This is a genomic window from Arthrobacter sp. TB 23 (assembly GCF_000294595.1).
Lineage (GTDB): Bacteria > Actinomycetota > Actinomycetes > Actinomycetales > Micrococcaceae > Arthrobacter_D.
In genome coordinates, this window is the sequence record NZ_ALPM01000023.1 from 8,356 (window position 1) to 33,723 (window position 25,368).

At 64.8% G+C, this 25,368-nt stretch carries 22 protein-coding genes and 1 pseudogene (2 of these 23 cut by a window edge); 12 read left to right on the plus strand and 11 right to left on the minus strand.

The features are described 5' to 3' along the window. The 4 genes and pseudogenes from B384_RS17525 to B384_RS0102985 all read right to left on the minus strand — a co-directional run. A pseudogene (locus tag B384_RS17525) lies at positions 1-990 on the minus strand (protein adenylyltransferase SelO); it reaches 475 nt to the left of the window's first position. Between the two features lie 55 nt (positions 991-1,045). After that, entirely contained in the window at positions 1,046-1,348 is a 303-nt protein-coding gene (locus B384_RS0102975; RefSeq protein WP_019481662.1) for a hypothetical protein, read from the minus strand. Positions 1,349-1,377: 29 nt separating this feature from the next. Then, on the minus strand, positions 1,378-1,602 hold the full coding sequence (locus B384_RS0102980) for a DUF3107 domain-containing protein (RefSeq protein ID WP_019481663.1): 225 nt from the start codon (positions 1,600-1,602) through the stop codon (positions 1,378-1,380). Between the two features lie 60 nt (positions 1,603-1,662). Further along, complete coding sequence (locus tag B384_RS0102985) at positions 1,663-2,283, minus strand: TetR/AcrR family transcriptional regulator (RefSeq protein WP_237715215.1); 621 nt, start codon at positions 2,281-2,283, stop codon at positions 1,663-1,665. Positions 2,284-2,420: 137 nt separating this feature from the next. On the opposite strand from B384_RS0102985, the gene moeB reads away from it, so the two are divergent. Further along, positions 2,421-3,593, plus strand: coding sequence for a molybdopterin-synthase adenylyltransferase MoeB (moeB, locus tag B384_RS0102990; RefSeq protein WP_019481665.1), 1,173 nt, complete (start codon positions 2,421-2,423; stop codon positions 3,591-3,593). 135 nt (positions 3,594-3,728) lie between these two features. Here moeB and B384_RS0102995 read toward each other — a convergent pair whose 3' ends face one another. After that, the gene (locus B384_RS0102995) at positions 3,729-5,051 is read right to left on the minus strand and encodes a glutamyl-tRNA reductase (protein ID WP_019481666.1); all 1,323 of its coding nucleotides are present in this window, start codon (positions 5,049-5,051) and stop codon (positions 3,729-3,731) included. A gap of 202 nt (positions 5,052-5,253) precedes the next feature. Here B384_RS0102995 and hemE point away from each other — a divergent pair, with 202 nt between their 5' ends. The 8 genes from hemE (at position 5,254) to hemL (ending at position 14,017) form a co-directional block, all read left to right on the plus strand. Beyond that, the gene (gene hemE / locus B384_RS0103000; protein ID WP_026040926.1) at positions 5,254-6,315 is read left to right on the plus strand and encodes a uroporphyrinogen decarboxylase; all 1,062 of its coding nucleotides are present in this window, start codon (positions 5,254-5,256) and stop codon (positions 6,313-6,315) included. 2 nt (positions 6,316-6,317) lie between these two features. After that, the gene (hemG, locus tag B384_RS0103005; protein WP_026040927.1) at positions 6,318-7,787 is read left to right on the plus strand and encodes a protoporphyrinogen oxidase; all 1,470 of its coding nucleotides are present in this window, start codon (positions 6,318-6,320) and stop codon (positions 7,785-7,787) included. 72 nt (positions 7,788-7,859) lie between these two features. Continuing rightward, positions 7,860-8,576: a hydrogen peroxide-dependent heme synthase gene (gene hemQ, locus B384_RS0103010; RefSeq protein ID WP_019481669.1), complete on the plus strand. Its 717-nt coding sequence runs from the start codon at positions 7,860-7,862 to the stop codon at positions 8,574-8,576. After that, the gene (locus B384_RS17530) at positions 8,573-9,787 is read left to right on the plus strand and encodes a ferrochelatase (RefSeq protein ID WP_019481670.1); all 1,215 of its coding nucleotides are present in this window, start codon (positions 8,573-8,575) and stop codon (positions 9,785-9,787) included. Before hemQ ends, B384_RS17530 begins: the two co-directional genes overlap by 4 nt. Beyond that, on the plus strand, positions 9,784-10,737 hold the full coding sequence (hemC, locus tag B384_RS0103020; protein ID WP_019481671.1) for a hydroxymethylbilane synthase: 954 nt from the start codon (positions 9,784-9,786) through the stop codon (positions 10,735-10,737). The genes B384_RS17530 and hemC overlap by 4 nt, the downstream gene beginning before the upstream one ends. Then, complete coding sequence (locus B384_RS17535) at positions 10,734-11,714, plus strand: uroporphyrinogen-III synthase (protein WP_024475739.1); 981 nt, start codon at positions 10,734-10,736, stop codon at positions 11,712-11,714. Before hemC ends, B384_RS17535 begins: the two co-directional genes overlap by 4 nt. After that, positions 11,711-12,688: a porphobilinogen synthase gene (hemB, locus tag B384_RS0103030; protein WP_019481673.1), complete on the plus strand. Its 978-nt coding sequence runs from the start codon at positions 11,711-11,713 to the stop codon at positions 12,686-12,688. The genes B384_RS17535 and hemB overlap by 4 nt, the downstream gene beginning before the upstream one ends. Before the next feature lie 3 nt (positions 12,689-12,691). Continuing rightward, the gene (gene hemL / locus B384_RS0103035; protein ID WP_019481674.1) at positions 12,692-14,017 is read left to right on the plus strand and encodes a glutamate-1-semialdehyde 2,1-aminomutase; all 1,326 of its coding nucleotides are present in this window, start codon (positions 12,692-12,694) and stop codon (positions 14,015-14,017) included. 85 nt (positions 14,018-14,102) lie between these two features. Here the strand turns inward: hemL and B384_RS0103040 are convergent, their stop codons facing one another. From B384_RS0103040 to B384_RS0103055, 4 genes are all read right to left on the minus strand, one after another. Continuing rightward, on the minus strand, positions 14,103-14,942 hold the full coding sequence (locus B384_RS0103040; protein WP_019481675.1) for a MetQ/NlpA family ABC transporter substrate-binding protein: 840 nt from the start codon (positions 14,940-14,942) through the stop codon (positions 14,103-14,105). A 71-nt stretch (positions 14,943-15,013) separates the two neighbouring features. Beyond that, complete coding sequence (locus B384_RS0103045; RefSeq protein WP_019481676.1) at positions 15,014-15,760, minus strand: methionine ABC transporter permease; 747 nt, start codon at positions 15,758-15,760, stop codon at positions 15,014-15,016. Next, on the minus strand, positions 15,760-16,734 hold the full coding sequence (locus tag B384_RS0103050; RefSeq protein WP_019481677.1) for a methionine ABC transporter ATP-binding protein: 975 nt from the start codon (positions 16,732-16,734) through the stop codon (positions 15,760-15,762). The genes B384_RS0103045 and B384_RS0103050 overlap by 1 nt, the downstream gene beginning before the upstream one ends. A 213-nt stretch (positions 16,735-16,947) precedes the next feature. Next, positions 16,948-17,634, minus strand: a complete 687-nt coding sequence (locus B384_RS0103055) for a 3'-5' exonuclease (protein WP_024475741.1) — start codon at positions 17,632-17,634, stop codon at positions 16,948-16,950. Between the two features lie 64 nt (positions 17,635-17,698). Here B384_RS0103055 and B384_RS19955 point away from each other — a divergent pair, with 64 nt between their 5' ends. From B384_RS19955 to B384_RS0103070, 3 genes are read left to right on the plus strand one after another with little or no spacing between them, the layout of a single operon-like run. Next, entirely contained in the window at positions 17,699-18,127 is a 429-nt protein-coding gene (locus tag B384_RS19955; RefSeq protein WP_019481679.1) for an MGMT family protein, read from the plus strand. Further along, entirely contained in the window at positions 18,124-21,360 is a 3,237-nt protein-coding gene (locus B384_RS0103065) for an ATP-dependent helicase (RefSeq protein WP_035766300.1), read from the plus strand. Before B384_RS19955 ends, B384_RS0103065 begins: the two co-directional genes overlap by 4 nt. Then, complete coding sequence (locus B384_RS0103070) at positions 21,357-24,785, plus strand: ATP-dependent helicase (RefSeq protein WP_019481681.1); 3,429 nt, start codon at positions 21,357-21,359, stop codon at positions 24,783-24,785. The genes B384_RS0103065 and B384_RS0103070 overlap by 4 nt, the downstream gene beginning before the upstream one ends. A 34-nt stretch (positions 24,786-24,819) precedes the next feature. Here B384_RS0103070 and B384_RS21355 read toward each other — a convergent pair whose 3' ends face one another. Together B384_RS21355 and B384_RS21360 are read right to left on the minus strand one after the other, a co-directional pair. Continuing rightward, complete coding sequence (locus B384_RS21355) at positions 24,820-25,338, minus strand: hypothetical protein (protein ID WP_050994831.1); 519 nt, start codon at positions 25,336-25,338, stop codon at positions 24,820-24,822. Between the two features lie 10 nt (positions 25,339-25,348). Further along, a protein-coding gene (locus tag B384_RS21360) for a macrolide 2'-phosphotransferase (protein WP_050994832.1) crosses the window boundary here: on the minus strand, positions 25,349-25,368 show its end. 736 nt of this gene lie beyond the right edge of the window; the window shows 20 of its 756 coding nt (coding positions 737-756); the start codon falls outside the window, past its right edge — the gene reads right to left on this strand; its stop codon occupies positions 25,349-25,351.

Below are 25,368 nucleotides of genomic sequence, written 5' to 3' on the forward strand. Positions count from 1 at the left end.
CCCGCCGAGCGCGTCGGTGGCCATTGCGACTGCCTTCTCCTGGTCATCGTGGAGGAGGGGCAGGAGGGCTTCAGCAAGCCGGGCTAGGTTCCATTCGGCCACTACCGGCTGGTTGGCGTACGCATACCGCCCGCTCTCGTCGATTGAGCTGTACACCGCCGCTGGGTTGAATTCATCCATAAAGGCGCAGGGCCCATAGTCGATGGTCTCGCCCGAGATGGTCATGTTATCGGTGTTCATGACGCCGTGAACAAACCCGACCAGCATCCACCGAGCCACCAGGGCCGCCTGCGCAGCCATTACCGCCTCGAACAGGGCGAGGTAGGGGTGCTCGGATTGAGCGGCTCCGGGATAGTGGCGGGCTAGCGCGTGATCGGCTAGGCGGCGGATCAGGCCGACGTCGCCGGTCGCCCGGGCAAACTGGAAGCTACCCACCCGCAGGTGGCTGCCAGCCACCCGGGCGAGAACGGCACCTGGCAGGAGGGTCTCGCGGCGTACCTGCCGTCCAGTGGCTACGACGGCGAGAGCCCGGGTGGTGGGGATACCCAAGGCATGCATGGACTCGCTGATGAGGTACTCGCGGAGCATCGGTCCTACGGCCGCCAATCCGTCGCCCCCACGGGCAAACGGTGTGCGCCCGGAACCTTTCAGATGGAGATCGTGTATCCCGCCCGCAGGATCGGTGATTTCACCGAGGAGAAGTGCCCGGCCATCACCGAGGCGGGGGGAGAATCCGCCGAACTGGTGGCCGGAATAGGCCTGGGCCACCGGGGTGGCACCCGGCGGCAGCAAAGTGCCGGTCAAAAGCCGCGAACCCTCGGCGGTCCGCAGCGACTCCGAATCGAGCCCCAGCTGGGCTGCGAGTGGGACGTTGAGGACCAGTAACCGGGGATCAGGCGCTTCGTCGGCCTGCCAGGGAACAGCCATTTCGCTCAGTTCCCGAGCGAAACGGTCGTCGAGGGTAACGGCTAGCTGCGGTGCGACACTCATCTAACGAGCGTACAGCGGGCACCGGGCGGGGTGCAGCCCGAATAAGTTTTCCACGCTAATCATCAGCCACTCTCCTGAACGCCTCCGCTTCTTCCGTTTCACGGTGTCGTCCCAGCCACCAGGCAATGGCGATGGTGAGCAGTGTCGACGCGAGAATTGGGAGGGCCCAACTGAGCCAGAAGAGGGTCGGGTCATACCCCAGCCCCGTGAACTGCACGACGATCCATCCCAGTAGCCCCGAGACCAGGGCAATCCCGGGAAGGACCAGGGGGTTGTATCGCTGATGTCGTCGGTCGGTGATCCGCACGGCGAAGCCGATCACCAGGGTCGCGGCAGCGACGGCGATCAGTGTCAGCATGGTCGCCCCCGCCCGCCCTCAAGACCCGTTTAGAGTGCCCCGAACCCTACCCGGCGCGACTCTTCGGCACCGATTTCAACGTAGCCGAGAACGTTCGAGGGGACGATCACGTGGCGGCCCTTGCTGTCGGCCAGCCGCAGTTCAGCCCCGCCGTTCATGGCCTTCGCGACAATGTCAGCAACCTCGTCGGCTGTCTGCTCGGATTCGAGAACGATTTCCCGATTGACGTTCTGGATACCAATTTTGATTTCCATGGCGGTTTCCTCCTGATGTTGCGGTAACTGGGTGGGTAAGTGCCCTCACTGGAACTTACTCTAGATTTCCTTGGGGAAGCGACTGATTCCGCGCCAAGCTAAACGGTAAATCAGCTCACTGGCAGCATCGATGTCCATGGTGCCGTCGGTCTCCAGCCAGTACCGTGCACTGACCTGCGCCATACCAGCAAGGCCGTGTCCCAGAAGGGTGGCTTCCAGATGGGACAGGTGGGTATCTTCAGCAATAACACCGGCGATGGCATCAGCGAACCGGGCGTTGAACTCCTCGAGCCGACCACTGACGTCGGGGTCGTTGAACAAGTCAGATTCAAACACCAGCCGGTGGGCCTGACTGTCCTGGGCGATGAACTGGAAATAGGCGCGCATGGTTGCGTGGACCCGCAGCTTGTTATCGCTGGTGGACTGTAGCGCCTCGACAAGCAGTGCGGTCAGCTCAGCCAAATGATTCTCCAGCAGTGCCAGATACAGCTCCCGTTTGCCCGGGAAGTGCTGGTACAACACCGGTTTGCTGACCTTGGCCACCTCGGCGATCTCGTCCATCGCGGCACCGTGGTACCCGTTGGCAACAAACACTTCGTGGGCAGCGTTCAACAACTGACGCCTCCGCTCGTCTCGCGGGAGGCGTGTGGCTTTGCCGCCGGTCGGTGCTTCTGCGCTCACGCTTGGTTTGGCCTTTGATCGTTGGGACGGGTTCACTCTGGGGCGATGGCCCGGGGGAGTAGCCACCAGTTTACCCGCGGGTAACCTCGGGATGGCACGGCTGGCCTCCGATAGTTCTACGGGCATACATTTGATGCATGAGCTCACCTGTAGCAGGGCTTGACCCCCTGGTTGCCCCGCATGCAGATCTATCGCGTGAGGAGACCGAACGGTATTCCCGCCACCTGATCATTCCCGGTTTTGGTCTGACCGCCCAGCAGCGGTTGAAGAACGCCCGGGTGCTGGTGATCGGGGCCGGCGGGCTGGGCTCCCCGGCGTTGCTGTATCTGGCGGCAGCGGGCGTGGGCACTATCGGGATTGTCGACGACGACGTCGTCGACGTTTCGAACCTGCAGCGGCAGATCATTCACGGGGTGTCGAACGTTGGGCAGCCGAAAGCACAGTCGGCTGCGGAGAGCATCGCGGAGCTGAACCCGCTGGTGACCGTCCAACAGCATGTGGTGCGCCTGGACAACAGCAACGCGTTGCAGATTTTCGCAGAATACGATCTGATCCTGGACGGAACTGACAATTTTGCGACCCGCTACCTGGTCAGCGACGCCGCGGAAATCCTCGGCAAGCCCTATGTGTGGGGGTCGATTCTGCGGTTCGACGGCCAGGTGAGTGTGTTCTGGGCTCAGCACGGTCCGAGCTACCGTGATCTTTACCCGGATGCCCCGCCGCCCGGCTCGGTGCCGTCCTGCGCCGAGGGTGGAGTTCTCGGCGTCCTCTGCGCGCAGATCGGTTCGGTGATGGTCAACGAAGCGATCAAACTCATCACCGGCACGGGGGTTTCCCTTTTGGGTCGGGTACTGATCTTCGACGCCCTGGAAATGACCTGGCGCGAGGTCCGGGTCCGCCGGGATCCAGACGCGGCCCCAGTAACCGAGCTGATCGACTATCAGGCGTTCTGCGGTCTGCCGACCGGGAAGGCACCCGGTGTGCCCTCAGTCAGCGTGGTCGAACTGGACAAGTTGCTGCGCGAACGCGGGAGTGGAAGCAGGGACTTCGACCTCATCGATGTCAGGGAACCGGGTGAATACGAGATTGTCAGCATCGACGGGGCCACCCTGATGCCCAGGAACTCAATCCTGTCCGGGGAGCGGGCGGTCAGCCGTGACAGGGACGTGTATGTGCATTGCAAGGCGGGCAGCCGGTCGGCTGACATCGTGCAGCACCTTCGCACGGCAGGACATTCCCGGGTCTACAACGTTGACGGCGGCATCCTCGAATGGGTCAAGCGGATCGAGCCCGACAAGCCGGTCTACTAGGCCCCCAGCCAGAAGTCAGGCGCCGTCGTCGAACACTTGTGCAGCTGTGGTGGATTTGCCCCGGAATGAACGGCGGAGGCGGTCCAGGGCGGTCGGGGATGCAGCGACTTGATCGCCCGAACGAAACTGCGAGCGTTACGCAGTGCCCGTCGCTGGCGGATCCTGCCGCACCGGGCAGCTGGCCTCAGCCGACTGGTCGGCAGGCGCCTCAAGGTCAATACCGTAGAGGGCTTCAAGGGCGGCCGCATAATCCTGCTGTCGTCCTTCGGCTGCCAGTTCCCGGGCGCGCACGGTTGGAACGTGGAGCAGTTGGCGGACCATCCTGCGGAGCGCGAACTCCACTTCCTCGGCGGCGGCCGTGCAGCCGTGTTGCGCCCTGACTTTCTGCATCTCAGATTCGAGTACCTGCTGGGTGTGCTTCCGCAAGGCAACGATAGCGGTGTCCATGGCCCGTGAGTTCTGCCGGTCCTGGAAAGAGCGGGCTGCTTCGGCCACGAGGGAACTTGCCTGGCTGAGCGCTGCCGCCTGCTCGCTCGGCGCTGCGAGCCGGACCGACTCGAGGGTAATCAGTTCGACGTCGTCAAGGGAGCCCACCGCCGGGTCGAAGTCGTGGCTGAGGGCCAGGTCGACGACGATGAGCTGCTTGTCGACGCTGGCGCGAACACGCTCGACGTCGGCGGCCTCCACCCGGTTGTCGCTGCCGCTGCAACCCACCACAATATCGGCGGTAGCCAGTGCTGCCGGAAGGTCATCGGCGGTGAGGGCTACGCCACCGCGGGTGGATACGAAAGCCTCGGAGCGCCCGGAGGAGGAAAACACTGAGATGTCAGTGCAGCCCTTTTCCTTCAGCAGGGCCATCGTTGCACCGGCGTACGCCCCGGTCCCAAACACCACCACTGACTTGTCGGTGAATTCGCGGGTCAGCGACAGATCGGCGGCAAGCTCCAACGCCACTGAAACGATTGACCGGCCCTGGCTGCCCAGAGCCGTCTGCGCCCCGACGTCCTTGGCGGTGCGAGAGGCTTCCTGGAACAGCCGGACGAGAGGGCCACTGGTGGTGCCGTTGGCCTGAGATTCGATCAGGGCCCGGCGGACCTGCCCGGCGATCTCGCGTTCGCCAACCACAGCTGAGTCAAGGCCTGCTCCGACGGCAAACAGGTGGCGGGCCACGTCTTCACCGGTGCGTGTGGTGAACGCCGAGGATACCCAGCTTTCCGGCAACCCGGACAGTCCGCTGATGCGGGTGATGACTGCAGAGCGTGCAGCCTCGACGTCGTCTGCGGAGGCGGCATCACAGTAAATTTCGAGGCGGTTGCAGGTGGCCAGGGTGACCGCCCCTGAGACGGCGGGCCCGTCAGCGAGCACGGCGGATGCGACTTGGTCGGCGCCGACACTTAGTCGGGCGACGGTTTCCAAGTCCACATCGGAATGGGTTGCAACCAGAGATAGTAAAACCACAGCTCACTCAGCATAGCGAAACGTGCTTCCAAGGCATGAATAGGTTTGCCTAAGTTCGGCGTCTTTTCGCCCGTTCCGGCGATCCTCGGCGGGGTGAGGTTCGCCACCCGGCCAGCGCTTTTGCCCGGCCCCCGGAGAGGGGCAAGCCCCGCTGGTGTCCGGTGGGTTAACCGAAACCGCCCGAACTTGGCACAATCGAGATATGACTCTAAGTGCAACACACCCCCTGGTAGATGGCCGGACTTCCTCCTCGCCGCTGATCTCGGCCTACCGCGGTGAGCGTCCCAGCAGGCGTCCGGTGTGGTTCATGCGCCAGGCCGGTCGGTCCCTGCCCGAATATCGGGCACTGCGGCAGGGGACGGCGATGCTCGATTCGTGCCTCGATCCGGCGATGGCCTCTGAAATTACCCTCCAGCCGGTTCGCAGGCACGACGTCGACGCCGCCATTTTCTTCTCCGATATCGTCATCCCGCTCAAGTTGGCCGGCGTAGACGTCGATATTGTGCCAGGGGTCGGACCGGTGCTCGGTACACCAGTCCGCACCGCCGCGGATGTTGCAGCGCTTCCGGAACTGACCGATGAAGCGCTCGAACCTATCCGGCAGGCAGTCGCCCTGACCGTCGCTGAGCTCGGAAGCACCCCGCTCATCGGGTTCGCTGGCGCCCCCTTCACCCTCGCCGCCTACATGGTTGAGGGCAAACCGTCCCGGGATCACCTCGGCCCACGGACCATGATGCATGCCGATCCGGAAACCTGGGGTGCGCTGACACGCTGGGCTGCCGACGCTTCGGGGAAGTTCCTGAAGGCCCAGCTGGAGGCTGGGGCGAGTGCCGCCCAGCTTTTCGACTCGTGGGCAGGCTCACTGGGCCTGGCCGATTATCAGGCGCACGTCGCCCCGGCGTCCGGACGGGCGCTGGACTTTGTGCGAGGCCTCGGAGCGCCTCTGATTCACTTCGGAACCGGTACTTCGGAACTCCTGGTGGCAATGCATGATGTTGGTGTCGATGTGGTCGGAGTTGACTACCGGCTGCCCCTCGACGAAGCCAATCGTCGGCTCGGTGGCGCAGTTCCCCTGCAGGGCAACATTGACCCGGCGCTGCTCTCAGCTCCGTGGGAGGTCCTCGAGGCCCACGTGCTCGACGTGCTGAAGGCGGGTTCGGCCGCCCCCGGCCATGTCGTCAACCTCGGCCACGGCGTGCCACCTGAAACCGACCCGGCGGTCCTGACAAGGATTGTTCAACTCATCCATTCGGTGGAACCGTAACCATGCCGCACCGTAGCAGTGCCCCACGCGTAACGCCGGGTAAACCCGTCGTTGTTGTTGGGGGCGGGATGGCCGGATTGATCGTGGCCCGCGAGCTGTTGGCCCGCGGTCTGACCGTGACGGTCCTCGAACGGTCATCAGCCTTCGGCGGCTGCGTGGCCGACCACGAGGTGGCGGGCTTAAGGCTTGACAGCGGAGCTGAATCGTATTCCACCCGTTCGGACACTGTGCCCGCCCTGGCACGTCAGCTTGGCCTGGCCGACCGCCTCGTCATCCCTAACCCGGCGGGAGCGTGGATCAGGTTCCCCGGCAAAGACCCCCAGCACAGTGCCATGCCCCTGCCTCGTAGCGGCATCCTCGGTATTCCCGCGGATGTACTCGACCCCGAGATCGTGCGGGCCATCGGCAGGGCTGGGGCGTTGCGGGCATCACTGGACAAGGTGCTCCCGCTGGGCAGCCTGTACAAAGACGAGGGAATCAGCCTGGGCGAGGTGGTGCGCGCCCGGATGGGCATCGACGTCCTCACCCGCCTGGTTGCGCCGGTTGTTGGCGGAGTGTTCTCGGCTGATCCCGATGACCTTGACGTTGATTCCGTGGCGCCCGGACTTCGCAAAATGATGAAGCACCACGGATCGCTCGGTGCGGCAGTGGGCGCCATGCGCGCTGCAGCGCCCGNCGCCGGCTCGGCCGTCGGGGGCCTGAGCGGGGGCATGGCCCAACTCACAGCTGCGTTGACCGACGAACTTCGTGCTGGCGGAGCCGATCTCAGGCCGGACAGTGAGGCGCTCTCAATCGCCCGGTCGGGAACGGGCTGGACGGTAACCACCGCCAGCGGCCCCATTGCAGCCGAGGCGCTGGTGATGGCGGTGGACGGGCCAGGCGCCGTCGACCTTCTCGGTGATGCACTGCCAAGGCTGCGGGAGGACCGTCCCCAGGCGGTTCCGGGGGTGGCTTTGGTGACCCTCGTCGTCGACGTTCCGGAACTCGATGCCCACCCGCGGGGGACCGGGGTCCTGGTAGCAGCCGGGGCTGAGGGCGTCAGCGCCAAAGCGCTCACCCACGCCACCGCGAAATGGTCCTGGCTCGCGGATCAGGCGGGGCCGGGCAGCCACGTGCTCAGGCTTTCCTACGGGCGGGCAGGTCAGCTCGGCGATGAACTGGCCGACGACACCGCGCTCTACGGGGCAGCGCTCGCCGACGCCTCAGCGCTCCTCGAGACCACCATTGATGAAGCTGACGTGGTGGGATGGAAAGTGGTCCGCTGGAACGGTGCCCTGCCCCACGCTTCGGTAGGTCACCGTGACCTGGTGGCACGGGTTCGTGCCGCCGCGGCCTCGGAACGCCACCTGGAAATCACTGGTGCGTGGCTCGCTGGAACAGGTCTGGTCGCCGTCATCGACGACGCCAGGGTGAGAGCCAAAGCCCTCGCTGATCGGTTGGCCCCGCAGGCCAGCGACCCAACTGGTCTGTGATCTTCGCGACTTTCTACGCGCAGTAGAACCTCAGATTTCGGTTTGCTCCTCACTGAGGGGCAGACTAGTACCATGAGTGAGCAAACCCGCACGGAGCACACGCAAAATCCTTCAACAGCCACCGCCGACGACGCCGCGGCTGAGCTGTTCTTCACCCTGTGGACGGTGTTCAAACGCAGCGCTGTGACACAGGGCTCCGCCACCGGCTCCCTTGAGCAGGTCATCGAGTCCCTCGACGCCGACGGGGTGACGCTGCGCGGCTTCTACGACGTCTCCGGAATGCGCGAAGACGCCGATGTGATGGTCTGGTTGCATGGCTCCCAGCCCGAAGCACTGCAGGCCGCCGTCCGGAAGATCCGTCGGACCACCGAATTCGCAACGGCCGAGATTGTCTGGTCCGCCATGGGCGTTCACCGGGCCGCTGAATTCTCGAAGAGCCACTCCCCGGCGTTCTCACGCGGCGTGGCACCGGCCGAATGGGTCTGTGTCTACCCGTTTGTCCGCTCCTATGACTGGTACATCCTCCCGTCGGAAGAGCGCCGCGAGATGCTGTACGACCACGGCTTGAAGGGCCGTGACTACCCTCAGGTCCTCTCCAACACCGTCTCCTCCTTCGCCCTCGGCGACTGGGAGTGGATCCTCGCCCTTGAGGCACCCGACCTGGTCGACCTGGTCGACCTGATGCGCCACCTCCGCGAAACCGAGGCCAGGCGGCACGTGCGCGACGAAATTCCCTTTTACACCGGACGGCGGATCGATACCGCCGGGATTGCAGAGGTGCTCCGATGACCGCTCAGGCCTTTCACCCGCTCGACGGCGTGGACGACAACGGGCGGATGGCGCCCAAAAACTACGACGCCATTGTGCTCGCCTCCTTCGGCGGACCCGAGGGTCAGGAAGATGTCATTCCCTTCCTCCGGAACGTCACCCGTGGCCGCGGCATCCCCGACGAACGCCTCGAGGAGGTCTCCCACCACTACCGCGCCAACGGCGGCATCAGCCCCATCAACGCCCAGAACCGTGCGCTGAAGGCGGCAATGGAAGCCGAACTGGCCAACCGGGGCATCGATCTACCGGTGTTCTGGGGCAACCGCAACTGGGCGCCGTTCATCGCGGACACCCTGCAGGAGGCGTACGACGCCGGACACCGCCGCGTGCTCACCGTCACCACGAGCGCCTACTCCTGTTACTCGAGTTGCCGCCAGTACCGGGAAGACCTGGGGATGGCCCTGGTTGAGACCGGCCTCGAAGGCAAGCTTGAGGTAGACAAGGTCAGGCAATACTTCGACCACCCCGGTTTCGTCGAGCCGTTCGTCGAGGGTGTGACCAACGGTCTTTCAGCGCTGCGCCAGAAGCTGACCGACAGCGGTGAAACCGACGCCCCAATCCATATCCTGTTCGCCACCCACTCGATCCCCACCGGCGACGCCGAGGCCGCAGGGCCGCGGGTCAACGGTGAGGCCGACGGCGGGCCCGCCTACGCCGAGGGTGCCTACGTCGCCCAGCACCTGGCCACAGCCCAGGCTGTGCTCGACCGGGTGCCGGAATCCGCCGGCGTCGACTGGTCGCTTGTCTACCAATCACGGTCGGGCGCCCCGCACGTGCCCTGGCTGGAGCCCGACATCAACGATGCGATCAAGGATCTCGCCGCGGCGGGCACCAAGGGCGTCGTCATCGTTCCGCTCGGATTTGTCAGCGACCACATGGAAGTGAAATGGGACCTCGACACCGAGGCCCTTGAGACCTGCGCCGATCTGGGCGTCCTCGCCGAGCGGGTCCCCACCCCGGGAACCCACGACAAGTTTGTCGCGGGCCTGATCGACCTGGTCTGCGAACGCACGGTGGACAACAACATCGCCGACCGGCCATCCGCCACGAACCTGGGACCCTGGTTCGATGTCTGCCGGCCCAACTGCTGCGCCAACCGCAGGGGCCCCAAGCCCACTGTCGCCGCGGCGGACTCGACTGTCGGACTACCGGGGACGGCACCCGCCTCGTGACCGGGCCCCTGCGGGTGGGCACCCGCGCCAGTGCGTTGGCGCTCACCCAGACCACCACGGTTGCCGAGCGGATCGGCTCGCTCAGCGGCGCAGTCCACGAGCTGGTCCGGATCCGCACCGAGGGTGACGTGCATAAGGGTTCACTCACCCAGATCGGGGGAACCGGCGTGTTTGTTGCGGCGCTGCGCGATGCCCTTCTGGATGACCGCTGCGACCTTGCCGTGCACTCGCTCAAGGACCTTCCAACGGTCCCCGCCGAGGGATTGAACGTCGCAGCCATTCCCGAACGGGCTGACACCCGTGATGCGCTTTGCGCCAGGGATGGGCTTACCTTGGCCACCCTCCCCGACGGTGCAACGGTGGGCACGGGTTCCCCGCGCCGGGCCGCCCAGCTGCGTGCTGCACGGCCCGGACTGGAGGTCATCGACATCAGGGGCAACGTTGACACCCGCCTTGCCAGGGTTGCCGGGCTGAGCGAGTCGGGCCCGGGTGACCTCGACGCCGTGGTGCTCGCTGCCGCCGGGTTGTTCCGGTTGGGGCGCGAAAGCGTCATTACCGAGCTCATCGACCCGGCAGTGATGCTGCCTGCACCCGGACAGGGCGCACTGGCAGTCGAATGCCGGACCGGTGACGCCGTCGACTCACCCTTCGCTGCAGCCCTCAAGGACTACGACCACACCACCACCCGGCTTGCAGTCACCGCCGAGCGGGCGGTCCTGCGCCGTCTCGAAGCAGGGTGCAGTGCCCCCATCGGGGCCCTCGCCACGGTGACCGGCGAAGTCCTTACACTGCAGGCTGTGGTGTGCAGCCTTAACGGATCCCAACTGCTCCGGCTGGCTCGTTCCGGCGGGGACCTCTCAGTCGATGGCGCGGATGCGCTGGGCGTGGGACTTGCCGAGGATCTGCTGGCCGCTGGTGCCGCGAGCATTGCTCCGCTCACCGCCCAATGACCCCAGCCCCAACTTCCGGTAATCACCCGCTGGAGGGTGTCCGCGTGGTGTTGCTGCGAGGTGCTGAGCACGCCGTCCGGACGGTGGGGGAGCTGCACTCGCGCGGGGCCGCAGTGCAACTGCTGCCCCTGATTGACTTCGAGACTCCCGAAGACTCAGCATTGCTCGAGGCTGCCCTGGATGAGCTGGCCGGCGGAGCGTTTAGCTGGCTCGTGGCGACCAGCAGCACCACGGTTCGGGCGCTGAAACAGCAGTTGGCTCGCCGTGGACTTGCGCTTGGCTCAGCGGTCCCGTCCGGCACACGCATCGCGGCGGTGGGGGAGGCGACCGCCGGGGCGCTGTTCGCCGAAGGTCTGAGGGCTGACCTGGTGCCTGAACGGACCGGTCATGAGAGTTCGGCCGTCGGACTGGCCGCCGCCTTCAGTGGGCTGGCACCCAAGGGTCGAATCCTCCTCCCGCAAGCCGACATTGCAGCCGACACCCTTGAGCGCCTACTCAGCGGTCAGGGCTGGGACCTGGTGCAAATCACCGCGTACCGTACCGTGTCCTACCCGGCGGACCCGTCGCGTCGGATCACCGCCAGTGTGGGACCTGGCGGACCCGCTGAACACGATGGAACTGGAGCCAGCGGACCGGAAGCCCCGGATAGGTGCCCCGAGCTGCCCGAACTGGACCCAGCCGGTTTTTGGACAGCTGTCGCAGCTGGCGCTATCGATGCCGTGGTGTTCACTTCCCCCAGCACCGTCCGCAGGTTGAACGAACGGACCACTCACTCACCCGCCGAAGGCTTTCCGGCCGGACTCGCCGCCGTCATGATCGGTGCCAGCACTGCTGCTGAAGCGCAACGGTGCGGTATCCCCATCGCCGCGGTAGCAGCCGACCCGACGCCCGCGGGGATCGCCGATGCGATCGCAGCCGCGATGCAGGACCACCCCGAACGTGAAAAGCTGACTGCAAGAGAAGAGGAGCACCCATGAGTTTCCCCCAACACCGACCACGCCGGCTGCGGACCACTCCGGCGCTGAGGCGCCTGACCGCCGAGCACCGACTGAGCCCCGCCGAACTGGTGCTGCCAGCGTTCATCCGCGAGGGGCTCACCAGCCCGCACCCCATTTCCTCGATGCCCGGAGTGGTCCAGCACAGCACCGAGTCGCTGAAGCGTGCAGCCGCGGAGGCGGTCCAGTTGGGTGTCGGCGGGATCATGCTCTTTGGTATCCCCGCCCAGCGCGATGCGACGGGCAGCGCAGGGCTTGACCCGGACGGCGTCCTGAACCGGGCGATCGCTGACGTTCGGGCTGAGGTGGGAGACGACCTGGTGGTCATGAGCGATGTCTGCCTCGACGAATTCACCGACCATGGGCACTGTGGCGTGCTCGCGTCCGACGGAACGGTCGACAACGATGCGACGCTCGCGGTGTATGCCGAAATGGCTGTCGCCCAGGCCAACGCCGGGGCGCACGTTCTCGGTCCGTCAGGCATGATGGACGGTCAAGTGGCAGTCATCCGTCAGGCGCTTGAGGAGGCAGGGCATCAGGAAACTGCCGTTCTGGCCTACGCCGCCAAATACGCGTCAGCCTTTTACGGCCCGTTCCGTGAGGCAGTCGATTCGCAGCTCAAGGGCGACCGGCGAACCTACCAAATGGACGCAGCAAACCGCCGCGAAGCACTCCTGGAGGTCGAACTGGACCTCGAGGAAGGCGCAGACATGGTGATGGTCAAACCAGCAATGAGCTACCTCGACATCCTCGCTGATGTTGCGGCGCTGTCTCCTGTGCCGGTGGGCGCCTACCAGATCTCGGGGGAGTACGCCATGATCGAGGCCGCCGCTGCGAATGGTTGGATCGACCGTCGTCGGGCTATCGAAGAATCAGTTCTCGGCATCAAACGCGCCGGGGCGAACATCATCCTGACCTACTGGGCCGCCGAACTTGCCGGCTGGCTAAAGGAGTAAACCATGACCGTTTCAGAAGAATTGTTCACACGGGCGCAAACCCTCATGCCGGGCGGGGTCAACTCTCCGGTCCGGGCTTTCGGATCGGTCGGTGGCACCCCCCGCTTCCTGGTCTCGGCCAAAGGCCCCCACGTCACCGACGCCGACGGTCGCGAGTATGTCGACCTGGTATGTTCCTGGGGTCCGGCTCTGCTCGGACACGGCCACCCGGCCGTGCTGGACGCGGTGCACCGTGCGGCGGACAACGGCCTGTCCTTTGGCGCGTCGACCCCGGCCGAGGCTGACCTGGCTCAACTGGTGAAGGATCGGGTGCCAGCGGTGGAACGGCTGCGGATGGTGTCCACGGGTACCGAGGCGACGATGACGGCGGTCCGCCTGGCCCGCGGGTTCACCGGCCGCAACCTGATCGTGAAGTTTGCTGGCTGCTACCACGGTCATCTGGATTCCCTCCTGGCAGCAGCCGGGTCCGGTGTGGCGACCCTCGCGCTCCCCGGCTCGGCCGGGGTCACCGCCGCGACCGCAGCGGAAACCCTGGTGCTGCCCTACAACGACCTGGCAGCCGTCGAAGCAGCTTTCGCCGACCACGGGGATTCAATCGCCGCTGTCATTACCGAGGCCGCGCCAGCCAATATGGGAGTAGTGACACCGGGGCCGGGCTTCAATGCGGGCCTGTCCCGGATCACCGCCGCCCACGGCGCGCTGCTCATTGTCGACGAGGTTCTCACGGGCTTCAGGGTGGGGCCGGGTGGATACTGGGGCCTCACCGGAGGCGCCGCCGGCGCCGAGGAAGCATGGACCCCCGATCTGCTGACCTTCGGGAAGGTGATCGGAGGCGGGCTCCCCGCAGCAGCCCTCGGCGGTCGCGAGGACGTCATGAATTACCTGGCTCCCCTGGGACCCGTGTACCAGGCGGGCACCCTGTCCGGGAACCCGCTGGCAATGGCCGCCGGGGTTGCCCAGTTGAGCCATGCAACCGCTGATGTCTACCAGCAGATCGACTCGAACTCCCTGGCACTGTCAGCCGCGCTCTCCACCGAACTGGATCGCGCCGGCGTCGACCATTCCATCCAGCGGGCAGGGAACCTGTTCAGCGTGGCCTTCGGGACGTCGGCGGGCGGCGTCCACAACTACGCCGACGCGCTGGCCCAGGACTCCTACCGCTACGCCCCGTTCTTCCATTCAATGCTGGAGTCGGGTGTCTATCTGCCGCCGTCCGTCTTTGAGGCGTGGTTCCTGTCCTCCGCGCACGACGACGCAGCCATGAACCGGATCTACGACGCGTTGCCTGCTGCTGCGGCTGCCGCAGCAGGAGCGACGCCCGTCGGCTGACGCCTGTCGACTGACACCCAGGCACAAACAAGGGAACCCCGCACGGAAACGAAAGCCGTTTCTATGCGGGGTTCCCTGGTGTGGGCTAGGACGCGGGAGCGACGTCTCCGCTGGGCCACTGTTCCTCGATGTAGGCCTTGACCTCGGGGGAGTGCAACAGCTCCTCGAGCTTCGCGATCCGTGCATCACCGTCCGAAGCGGTGTTCCAGGCCAGGAAATTGGCGTAGGGATTGCCATCAAGCGATTCAACGACGAGGGCATCAGCGGTGCTGAGACCCGCGTCGAGAATGTAGTTGCCATTGATGATGGCCAGGTCAACGCTGGGGTCCTGGAGATCGTTGAGCAGCAGTTCGGGCTGGTTCTCGATGAACTCCAGGCCCATCGGGTTCTGCTCGTCGGAGAGCGCAAGTACTGAGGCGTCCTCGGCAATGCCCTCAAGAATCCCGGCATCCTGCAACAGCGTCAGTGCGCGGGCCTGATTGGAGGGGTCGTTGGTGATGGCGATGCGTCCGCCCTCGGGGATGTCCGAGACGTCCTCATGCTGCTCGGAGAAGGCAGCATACGGCTCGATGTGGACGCCCTCGCCGTGGGCGAAGTCGTACCCCTGGCCTTCGACCTGGCTGTTGAAATACGGCAGGTGCTGGAAGTAGTTGGCGTCCAGGTCACCGTCGCTGAGCGCGATATTCGGGGTGGTGTAATCGTCGAACTCAGTGATCTCGAGGTCGAGTCCCGCTTCCTCGGCGAGATTCTCGTCGACGAACTCAAGGATCCGGGCGTGGGGCTGCGGGCTCGCCCCAACGGTGATGGTTTGCGGGTTGGCGGGATCCAGAGAGGAGACGACCTCGGTGTCGGCTGAACCGCCACAGGCGCTCAGCATGAGGGTAGCAGCGACGCCGGTAGCAGCGAGGGTGAGTAACTTACGCAATAGAACAGGTTTCCTTTCAAGGGGCGTACAAAAGTAGGTGCAGGCAGTGAGTGTTGGGAACGGCGACGGCGTCAGCTGCCGACCACCTGGACCGCAGCCTTGCGACGCAGCCGTTTACCGCTCCCGGCCGTCGCTGCCGAGCGGTGATCCACCCGGCGCGCAGCCCAGTCCCCGGCGAGCTGAATGGCCTGCACGATGAGGACGATGATGATGATTACCACCACCATGACGGTGGTGTCGAACCGTTGAAGGCCGTAGTTGTAGGCGAGTCGGCCGAGACCACCGCCGCCGATGATGCCCGCCATCGCCGAGTAGCCGACCAGGGTGACCAGCGTCGTCGTGAACGCGGCAATCAGACCCGGGAGCGCCTCACGGAGGAGCACCTTGGTCACCACCTGCATTCGGGTGGAACCCATCACGAGAGCAGCGTCGATCTTGCCTGAACTGACGTCGCGGAGGGAGGTTTCGACCAGTCGGGCGAAGAACGGGATGGCGCCGATGCTTAGTGATACCGATGCCGCAACCGGTCCGATCGAGGTGCCGGTCAGGAGCCGGGCGAGCGGGATCAGTGACACCATCAGGATGGCGAACGGAATGGAACGGGTGATATTGACGACGACGCCGCTGATCACCTTGTTGGTCAGGGGCATCGGCCGCAACCCGTCGGGGGCGCTGGCGGAAAGAAACACGCCCAACGGCAACCCCACCAGAAGGGTGAAGAAGCCCGAGATGCCGATCATCTGCATCGTTGCTGCGAATTCTTCGGGCAGGGCACGGGTGATGCCTGGGTTAGTGAAGAGCTGATCAAAAAAATCCATCATGCCACCTTTGCCGCGACGCCCTGGGACTGCAGGTACTGCAGCATTTCTTCGACTGGCGCCAGCTCACTCACTTCGATTCGTAGCCGGCCGAAGCGGCTGTCGGCGAGATTTTCGACGCTGCCAGCCAGAACATTGATGCTCAGATCGAACCGTCGGCCCAGATCGGACAGGACCGGCCCTGACGCGACATCCCCCGCCAGGAGCAGTTCGAGCGCTGGCATTCTTCCTGGCCGATGGGCTGGTAGCGGCAGCAGCGCCCGTGACAGTTTTCCGTCGAGCTGGGCCGCCACGTCCTGCAGCCTGCCATGTTCCACCACCCGGCCATCCTCCAGCAGCGATACCGAATCGCAGATGCGCTTCACGACGTTCATCTCATGGGTGATGATCAGCACCGTCAAGCCCAGCGTGTCAGTGAGGTTATGGATCAGATCCAGGATGTCGTCAGTGGTGGTTGGATCGAGTGCCGAGGTGGGCTCGTCGCAGAGCAGCACGTCGGGATCGGAGGCGAGCGCCCGGGCAATACCCACCCGCTGCTTCTGGCCACCGGATAACTGCGACGGGTAGGCATCGGCGAAGCCAGCCAATCCCACCAGATCCAGGAGACGTGCCACCGTGGATGAGATATCTGCCTTGGGGGTCTTCACCAGTTCCAGGGGGTGCGCCACATTCTGGGCAGCCGTGCGGGAATCCATCAGGTTGGCGTGCTGGAAGACCATTCCAATTCGACGGCGCGCAGTGCGGATCTCTGAATCCTTGACAGCGGTCAGTTCACGACCGTCAATGGTGACCGACCCGGAGGTGGGGCGGTCCAGCAGGGTCAGGCACCGCACGAGGGTCGACTTTCCCGCACCGGAATGACCGATGATGCCGTGGATCGACCCGCGGGGCACGGTCAGGCTCACCCCGTCAAGGGCGGTAATGGTGCGGCTGCCCTGCTGGTAGGTCTTACGCAGGTCGGAAACTGTGATCATGGGCCCTCATGGTTGCTGGCGACGGCCGGATGATCGGGTGTATCACGGCCGGAGGGCGAATCGATCGACGCCCAAGCCATCATCACACGCATGAAAGAAGTGACTGAACTTTAGTGCCCTGAATCACTCATCGGGCGCCGTCTGGGGCATCCCCGCCTCCAGATCGAAGAATCTTCGGAAAAATGGACTCGCGGCGGCGTTCCCGTGATGTCCCTAGGAGGCGATAGCGGGCCAGCGCCCTTCAACGACTGCCGCCGGATCCTCGCGGCGGAGGTATTCCTGGAAGCTCGCGGCCTGCCGGGCCGCCCACACCACCTGCGATGCATGAAGTACTCCTGCAGGACGTTGCAGATGCGGGAAGCGTTCGGCAAGGACCGCCGCGACCTGCAAGGTTGCCAGCACATCCGCGGCCGACGTGTGGGCGTTTTCAAACGCCACCCCATAGTGTTCAGACATAGCTGTCAGGGTCCGTTTTCCACGGCGGAAACGATCAGCCTGCTTGTCCATGATGTACGGGTCGAGGACCGGGAACGGATGGGGTACGGGTACCGCATGCCGGGCACCTTCACTGGCCAGCACAGTGAAGTCGTAGCGTGCGTTGAAAGCCAGGACGGGAATTCCCGCTGTGAACAGACGATTCAGGACTGCGGCGATTTCCTGCACTACCCGGGCCACCGGTTGGCCCTCGGCACGGGCCCGCTCGGTGCTGACCCCATGGATTGCTGCAGCCTCCAGGGGGATCTCAACACCGGGGTCGGCCAACCACTCATGTTGCTCAAGCGCTGAGCCATCCGCGTCCACCAGCACTATCGACGCGGTGACAATCCGGGCCGCCAGCGGGTCGCGTCCAGTGGTCTCGAGGTCAAAGGCCGCTCGTGGGTGGTGATGCCAGCTATCCATGCCTTTGACGCTATCCTCCAGCACCGACATTTCGGGTGAGGTGGGTCCGGTTAGGCTGGAATTCATGAATGATGAATTCGCCGAGGCGGTGTACGAGATAGCAGGAATGATTCCTGGCGGTTCAGTCCTTTCCTATGGCGACATCTCCGAGCTGCTGGAGTGCGCTGGCCCCCGGCAGGTCGGTGCCGCAATGTCCCGGTGCGGCGACGGTACGCCGTGGTGGCGGGTGGTCCGCGCCAGCGGCCTTCCTCCGCTCGGCCACAGCGCAGAGGCTTTACCCCGTTATGTGGCTGAGGGGACCCCGCTGCGAACCAGCGGGGATACCCGATCCCAGGCCCGGGCGGAGCCGGGGTACACGATCGAGATGGCTGCGGCCCGATGGAACCCAACCGAAACCGAACGGGGTGCAATCGAGGTGACCCGTTCCGCACTGGCCGGGGGTTCGGAGCCGATCCCTAAAACGTCAGACCCCCATGATTGGCTGAAACCATGAACGCTAGACCACGATTGGTAACAGCAGGAGATGCGCGGGCCGGGCAACCGTCAGCCACGGCGCCGGTCCTTAGCCCTGAACAGGCAGAAATCGTTGCTCTTGGCGCCGGTAGCGGACCGGTGCTGGTGTTGGGCGGCCCAGGGACCGGCAAGTCAACCGTGCTGGTCGAAGCGGCGGTGCGGCGGATCGATCAGGACGGGCTGGATCCGGCCTCAGTCCTGATGCTGGCGCCGTCCCGCCTGAGCGCAGCACGGCTTCGTGACGCGTTGACCTCCCGCCTGAACCGCAGCCTCAGCGCAGCACCAGCACGGACCTGGGCGTCTTATGCCTTTGACCTGATCCGCAGGGCGCGAATTGAGGGACGGATCCCCGAGCTGATTCGCAGCCCCCGTCTCCTCTCCGGCGCGGAACAGGACCTAATCATCAAGGAGCTCCTGGACGGTCACAACCGTCCCGGGGCGACACCGCTGGGGTGGCCGGAGGGTTTGACCCTCGCCCTTCCCACCAGAGGGTTCAGGCAAGAGGTGCGGGAGCTTTTCGACCGGGTCAGCGAGTACGGAATGCATCCGGATGAACTGGCTGACCTGGGGCGTCGTTTCAACCGTCCAGACTGGACAGCGGGCGCCCAGCTGTACCAGGAGTACCGTGACGTCCTGGATCTGCGGATGCCCGAGGCATTCGACCCGGCGGGCGTGCTTACCGCGGCCCGGAACCTGCTGGAGGTCGACGCGGAGCTGCTGGCACAGGAGCGATCCCGGCTGCAGCTCATTCTCGTAGACGACTACCAGGAGTCGAACGCGGCTGTCCATGCCCTGTTCACCCTGCTGGGCAGGGACAGCGACGTCCTCGTGGCGTCGTGCCCGGACGCCGTCGTCCACGGTTTCAGGGGCGCCCGGCCTGAGCTGACCGGCAGACTGGCACAGGACCTCACGGGGAACACCAAGCTGCTGACGGTTGCGCTCAGGACCTCCCACCGGCTAACCGGGCCGTTGGCGGAGGCATGGCAAAACGTCGCCTCACGCATCTCGGTCGTCGGCGGTGCGGGCGCGTACAGAACGCTGGAGCCTGCACCGCAGGGCCCAACAATTCTCAATGAGGTGGGGTTGGTCTCCGCGCATCTGGTGGATTCCTCATTCCACGAGCTGCGGTATGTGGCACAACGGATCCTTGAGGCACAACTCTTCGCGGGACGGAGTCTCGGCGACATTGCAGTGATCGTGAGGACCGGGGCCCAACTGGCCGAGTTTCAGCGTTATCTGACCGGACAGGGGATTGCGGTCAACGTTCCGGCAGCGGAGCGGGCCATTCGTGACGAACCAGCGGTGAAGCCGTTACTGGACATTTTTGGGGTCGTCCTGGGCCAGGTGACCCTGGATGCGGCGTTAGCCGTGTCCTTACTATCATCACGGGTGGGCGGCGCGGGGACACTTGAGCTCCGCCGGTTGCGGCAGAGCCTTCGCCAGACGGAAGTGGCGGCCGGCCGGGGGAGGACCAGCGACGAGTTGCTGGTTGAGGCACTCACCGACCCCTCGCTGATTGGCCCAGGGATGCAGGGCGGTAAAGCGGCACGAAGGGTCGCGCGAATGATCTCAGCCGGAACGTCAGCTCTTGAGGCGGAGGGAGCGAACCCCGAGACGGTGTTGTGGGCGCTGTGGGAGGCCTCAGGGTGGTCAACTCAATGGGCCGACTCAGCGGTTGCCGAGGGAGCGTCCGCTGCCCGCGCGGACCGCGACCTCGACGCAGTAGTGGCCCTGTTCCAGACGGCCGAACGGTTCGTCGACCAGGTGCCCGGGGCGGCGCCGGCCCGGTTCCTCGAGTACCTGACCAGCCAGGAACTGCCAATGGACACGTTGGCGCCGCGCGCCCAGAACCAGGAATCCGTGGCGCTGCTCACCCCCGCCAGCGCTTCCGGTCGGGAATGGCCGGTGGTGATCGTGGCAGGTATCCAGGAGGGGACCTGGCCCAATCTGCGGCTCAGAGGGGAATTGCTCGGTTCAGGCGAACTCACCGCGCTGATGGATTACGGAGCGGATTTTCGCCGGCACCGCGACCCGTTGATCCTGATGCAGGAGATCCGCTTCGACGAGCTTCGCAGCTTCTCGGTCGCCGTATCCCGGGCCACCGAAGAATTGATTTGCTGTGCCGTGGCATCCGATGAGGCACAGCCCTCACCGTTCCTGGACCTGGTGGATCCGTTGCCCCCCGGTCAATTGGAACGGTCCCGGACCGAGGTGCAACGCCCGCTGACGCTGCGCGCGCTCGTGGCTGAACTGAGGAAGTATGCCCAGCAAGCGACCGCATACCCTGAACTCTCTCGGGAAGCGACCCACCATCTGGGCGCTATGGTCAACCATTCTCCTACGGTGCCGGGAGCCCACCCCCGTGAGTGGTGGGGCCTCCAGGAGCTCTCCTCCAGCGCACCGGTGGTGCCCGGCGACCAGCCCATCCCGGTGTCTCCTTCCAAGGTTGATGCTGTCCTGAAATCACCGTTGAACTGGTTCGTATCGGCGGTCGGCGGTGAGCCGACGATGGACTTCGCGCGGTCTCTGGGAACGCTGGTGCACAGCATTGCCCAGGACTTCCCGGATGCCACCGGTAGTCAATACGTTGAGGAGTTGCAGCGCCGTTGGCCTTCCCTCGGGATGAAGGAGAACTGGGAGGGGAGGATCGATTTTCAGCGTGCCGAACAGATGGTGCGGAAGCTCGCTGGCTACGTGATTGCGATGCGGCAGGCAGGTCGGTCACTGGTCGGCACTGAGGTCGATTTCGAAGTGGACCTGGAGGTGGCAATCGGGGATGCCCCGCGCGTCGCGAGATTGAGGGGGCAGATCGACCGGCTGGAAATCGATGCTGAGGGCAGGCTGGTCATAGTCGACCTGAAAACCGGCAAGTCCTCGCCCTCGCTGGCGGATCTGGACCGGCACCCGCAGTTGGCCTCCTACCAGGTCGCCGTGAATGAGGGGGCACTCTCTGCTGGGCAGGTCGCAGGATCGGGTGGGGCCGCCCTGGTTCAGCTGGGAACCACCCGCAAGGAAGCGGGAGTCCAGCAGCAACCCGCCCTGGCGGCCGATGATGGGTGGGCCCGGGAAATGATCGAGGAAGCAGCACGTCTCATGTCGTCAGCGCAGTTCGATACGGTGCATGATCCGAAGCGATCAGGCCACGGTGGGTCAGGTTGTCGACTGCCCGAAATCTGTCCGCTGTGCCAAGAGGGACGGCAGGTGACCGAATGAGCAGCGCAGCAGCCCCGGTCGCAACTGGTGGAGTGCCCGCCAATCGGGTGGCCCAGCGGTTTTCTGCCAGAGAACTCGCTGAACTACTGCACCGTGATCCCACTTCACCAGTGCAGTACCCCACACCAGATCAGGTCACCATTATTGAAGCGCCGCTCGAACCGCTGCTCGTCATTGCGGGCGCCGGATCAGGTAAGACCAAGACCATGGCTGACCGGGTGGTTTGGTTGGTAGCCAACGCACTGGTCCGGCCGGAGCAGATCCTGGGTGTAACTTTCACCAAAAAAGCAGCCGGAGAGTTGTCCACCCGGATCCGGCAGCAATTGTCGGCACTGTACCCAGCGTTGGACGCCGCCGGATATGAAGGCACCGACGAGGACCGGCTAGACCCGAGCGTGTCGACCTATCACTCGTACGCCAACTCGATTGTCCAGGACTATGGATTGCGCATCGGGGTGGAGCGGGACTCGGTGCTGCTCGGTGCTGCACAGGCCTGGCAACTGGCCAGTTCCGTGGTGGAAGCGTATGAGGGGGAGTGGGAGCATTTCAGTGCCGCGAAGTCCACCCTGGTCAAGGCGGTCCTCACCATGGCCGGGGAATGCGCTGAACATCTGGTGACACCGGCCGAAGTGAGGGCGGTGCTGAGGGAACACATCTCGGCCGTCGGTGAGCTGGAATACGCGACGGGCACAACGCGCCGCCCGGCACAGGCTGTTGCCAGGCTGCTGGACAAACTGCGAACCCGGGTGACCGTCACCGAACTGGTCGAACACTATTCAGATGCCAAACACACCCGTCGGCAGCTGGACTTCGGTGATCTGGTTGCTCTCGCAGCAAGGATTGTCAGCGACATCCCCGAGGCGGTGGAAATGGAGCGCCAGAAATTCCGGGTAGTCCTGCTGGACGAATTCCAGGACACCTCGTTTGCACAGATGGTGTTGTTCTCAAAGCTCTTCGGCGACGGCAGGGCGGTGACCGCTGTGGGGGACCCCCACCAGTCGATCTATGGTTTCCGCGGAGCTTCGGCCGGTCAACTGGGAACGTTCCGCACCACGTTCCCCCTCACCGCCGACGACGGGTTACGCCCTTCATCGGTCGCCAACCTTTCGGTCGCCTGGCGCAACGGCACCAGTATTCTCGCGGCAGCCAACGCTGTTGCCTCCGAACTCAATCGTCAACCCAGCTGGCTGCGCAGTTCTACCCTGTTCGTCCCTCCGCTGGAACCGAAACCCCGGGCAGGAGTGGGGGAGGTGTATCTGGGTAGGTACCTGTGCGAAGCATCGGTACAGCTGGACGGCGAAACGGTTACGGGTGAGGCCGCTGCCCTGGCGGACCAGGTGGAGCACCATCGACGGCGAGGTTTTGAGGTCGGTGCCGAGGGCCGGGCGCTCAAACCGACCGTCGCAGTCCTATGCCGTGGGCGGCGGCAGTTTGAACCCATCCGTCAGGAACTGGCGAAGCGTGGCATTCCGGTGCAGATTGTGGGACTTGGGGGCTTGCTCCGCACACCCGAAATCGTTGAACTGCTCGCAGTGCTGCGGGTGCTCGGCAACCCGGATCGATCCGATTCCCTGCTGCGATTGCTTTCGAGCGCCCGCTGGCGGATCGGCGCGGCAGACATCATGGCCCTGGGTGACTGGTCCAGGCAACTGGCCCGACGTAGGCTCTGGTCCACGCCCGCCACCGAACCGGCCGACGACGTCGAAGCCGGAGCCGGGCAGGAGGCCGACACGGTGCTGCCCGACACCGTCGAACTGGGCAGTCTGGTCGAGGCAGTTGACCATCTCCCACCGGCAGATTGGGTCTCAAACAGCGGACGCGAGCTGAGCGGCGAAGGACGAATCCGGCTCATTCGTCTCCGCGACGAATTGCGGGTACTCAGGGACTTCGTCGGGGACGATCTCACCACCCTGATCAACGAAGTGGAACGTCGCATCCTGCTCGACATCGAGGTGGCAGCCAAACCGCGGGTGGGGATCCATGAGGCACGGCGCAACCTTGACGCTTTCGTGGACGCCGTCGCCGGATTCAGCTCGACGGCGGAACGCGTGGACCTGGCCGCGTTCCTGGCCTGGCTTGAGGCAGCAGATGCCGAAGAGGATGGGTTGCCGGTCACCGCACTCGAGACCAACCGGGATGCTGTGCAGCTCCTCACCGTGCACGCCGCGAAAGGACTGGAATGGGACATCGTCATTGTCCCGGGGCTCAACGAGGGTGCTTTCCCCAGCGGATCCGACTCGCGCTGGAGCAGCGGTGACTCGGCTATTCCATGGAATCTCAGGGGAGACGCGGGAGAACTGCCGCACTGGGACTGGGACCAGGAGGATCAGGTTTCCTGGATTGCCAGCGAGAAAGAGTTCACCGCGGAGGCACGCTACCACGCCGAGCGGGAGGAACGCCGGCTTGCCTACGTCGCGTTCACCCGGGCCAAACACGTGTTGGTCTGCACGTCTTCGGCCTGGGGTGGCGGCCGGACCAAACCCACCCCGGTGTCCACCTACCTCACTGAGCTGCTCGACCTGGCCGAACACCACCAGCCGGGCTTCGCTGTGCTGCAATGGCTGACCCAGGAGGAGGAAGGAGACAACAACCCGGCCAACGCGGCGGAAACCCGTGCCTCCTGGCCAACAGACCCGCTCCACACGCGTCGTCCGGAAATGGAGACCGCAGCGGCTGCGGTCCTGACAGCGGCAGCCGCGGCATCCGATTCGTCGGAAACCAACGCGGGAACTGGGCCGGCTGGCGCTGGCGGGCGGTGGTCCGAGGAGACGCGACTGGCTCTGGCCCGGCATTCCCGGGCAACCGGCAGTTCAGAAGTCGAACTCCCGGCGCACATCTCGGCGTCCCTCCTGGTGGAGCTATCCGATGATCCTGCTGCGGTGGCCCGTCAACTTCGGCGGCCGGTGCCGCGGCGTCCCGGAATGGCAGCCCGGCGTGGCACAGCCTTCCACACCTGGATTGAGGAGTACTACGGGACCAGCGGCATGCTGGACCTCGGTGAAACCCCGGGTGCCGATTCCCATATCGACGATGCCCTGGACCTCGACAGTATGATCGCTACCTTCAGGCAGTCAGCATGGGCCCACCGCCTGCCGGTGGAACTTGAGGTCCCCATCGAAACGAAGGTGGGTCCGCTCGTGGTTAGGGGACGTATCGACGCGGTCTTCCGGCACGACGACGGAACGTGGGAACTGGTCGACTGGAAGACTGGCACCCCGCCATCGCGGGAGAAACTAACGGTGCGGTCGGTGCAGCTCGCTGTCTACCGGTTGGCTTGGGCGCGGTTGAAGGGAGTTCCGCTGGAGTCGGTTCAAGCGGCGTTTTATTACGCCAGCACCGATACGGTGATTCGACCACATGATCTGGCTAGCGAGGCAGGACTCGAAGACATCATTATCAGGGCGACGTCCCTGCACCAGGACTAGGTTGCCAGCGCTTACTGCCGACTGCCGCGGAAGATCAGCTGGACTTGATGATCGGCAGCGACGACGTTTCAGTGTCGTCGGCCGGAACCGGTGAGACTGAAAACGGGCGAGGATTCTCGGTGGTGTTGGCCGACTCGTTGCCCGCGTCGCCATCAGTATCCGGCGACTCGGCACCAGTGCCAGTGCCGGGATCGCCGTCGTCGAAGCCCGAAGTGTCGCCGCCGTCGTCCTCAATAGTTTCCCCAGCCACCGAATGGTCGTCGATCGGTAGGGCGGGTTCCGCGACCTCGCCGTCGGCACCGTTGTTGTCCAGACCGTTGTTGTCGGCACTGTCAGTGTCGGCACCGCTAGTGTCGGCGATCGTGGTGTCGGGCTGGTGCTGTGACTGCTGTGCCCGGTAGGCGGCGGCAGCTGCTTCCTCGGCCTGCAGGTCCCGGTCAAGGGTTGACATCATGTCCTCGGCCTCGGCGATCATCTCGGAGTTGTTCATCGCCACGCCCCGCACCAACCACTGCGCCAAGGCGAATTCTGCGGCGAGAGCGGCACGCCGCATCAGGTGCGGGTCAGCGGCTTCGCCACGAGC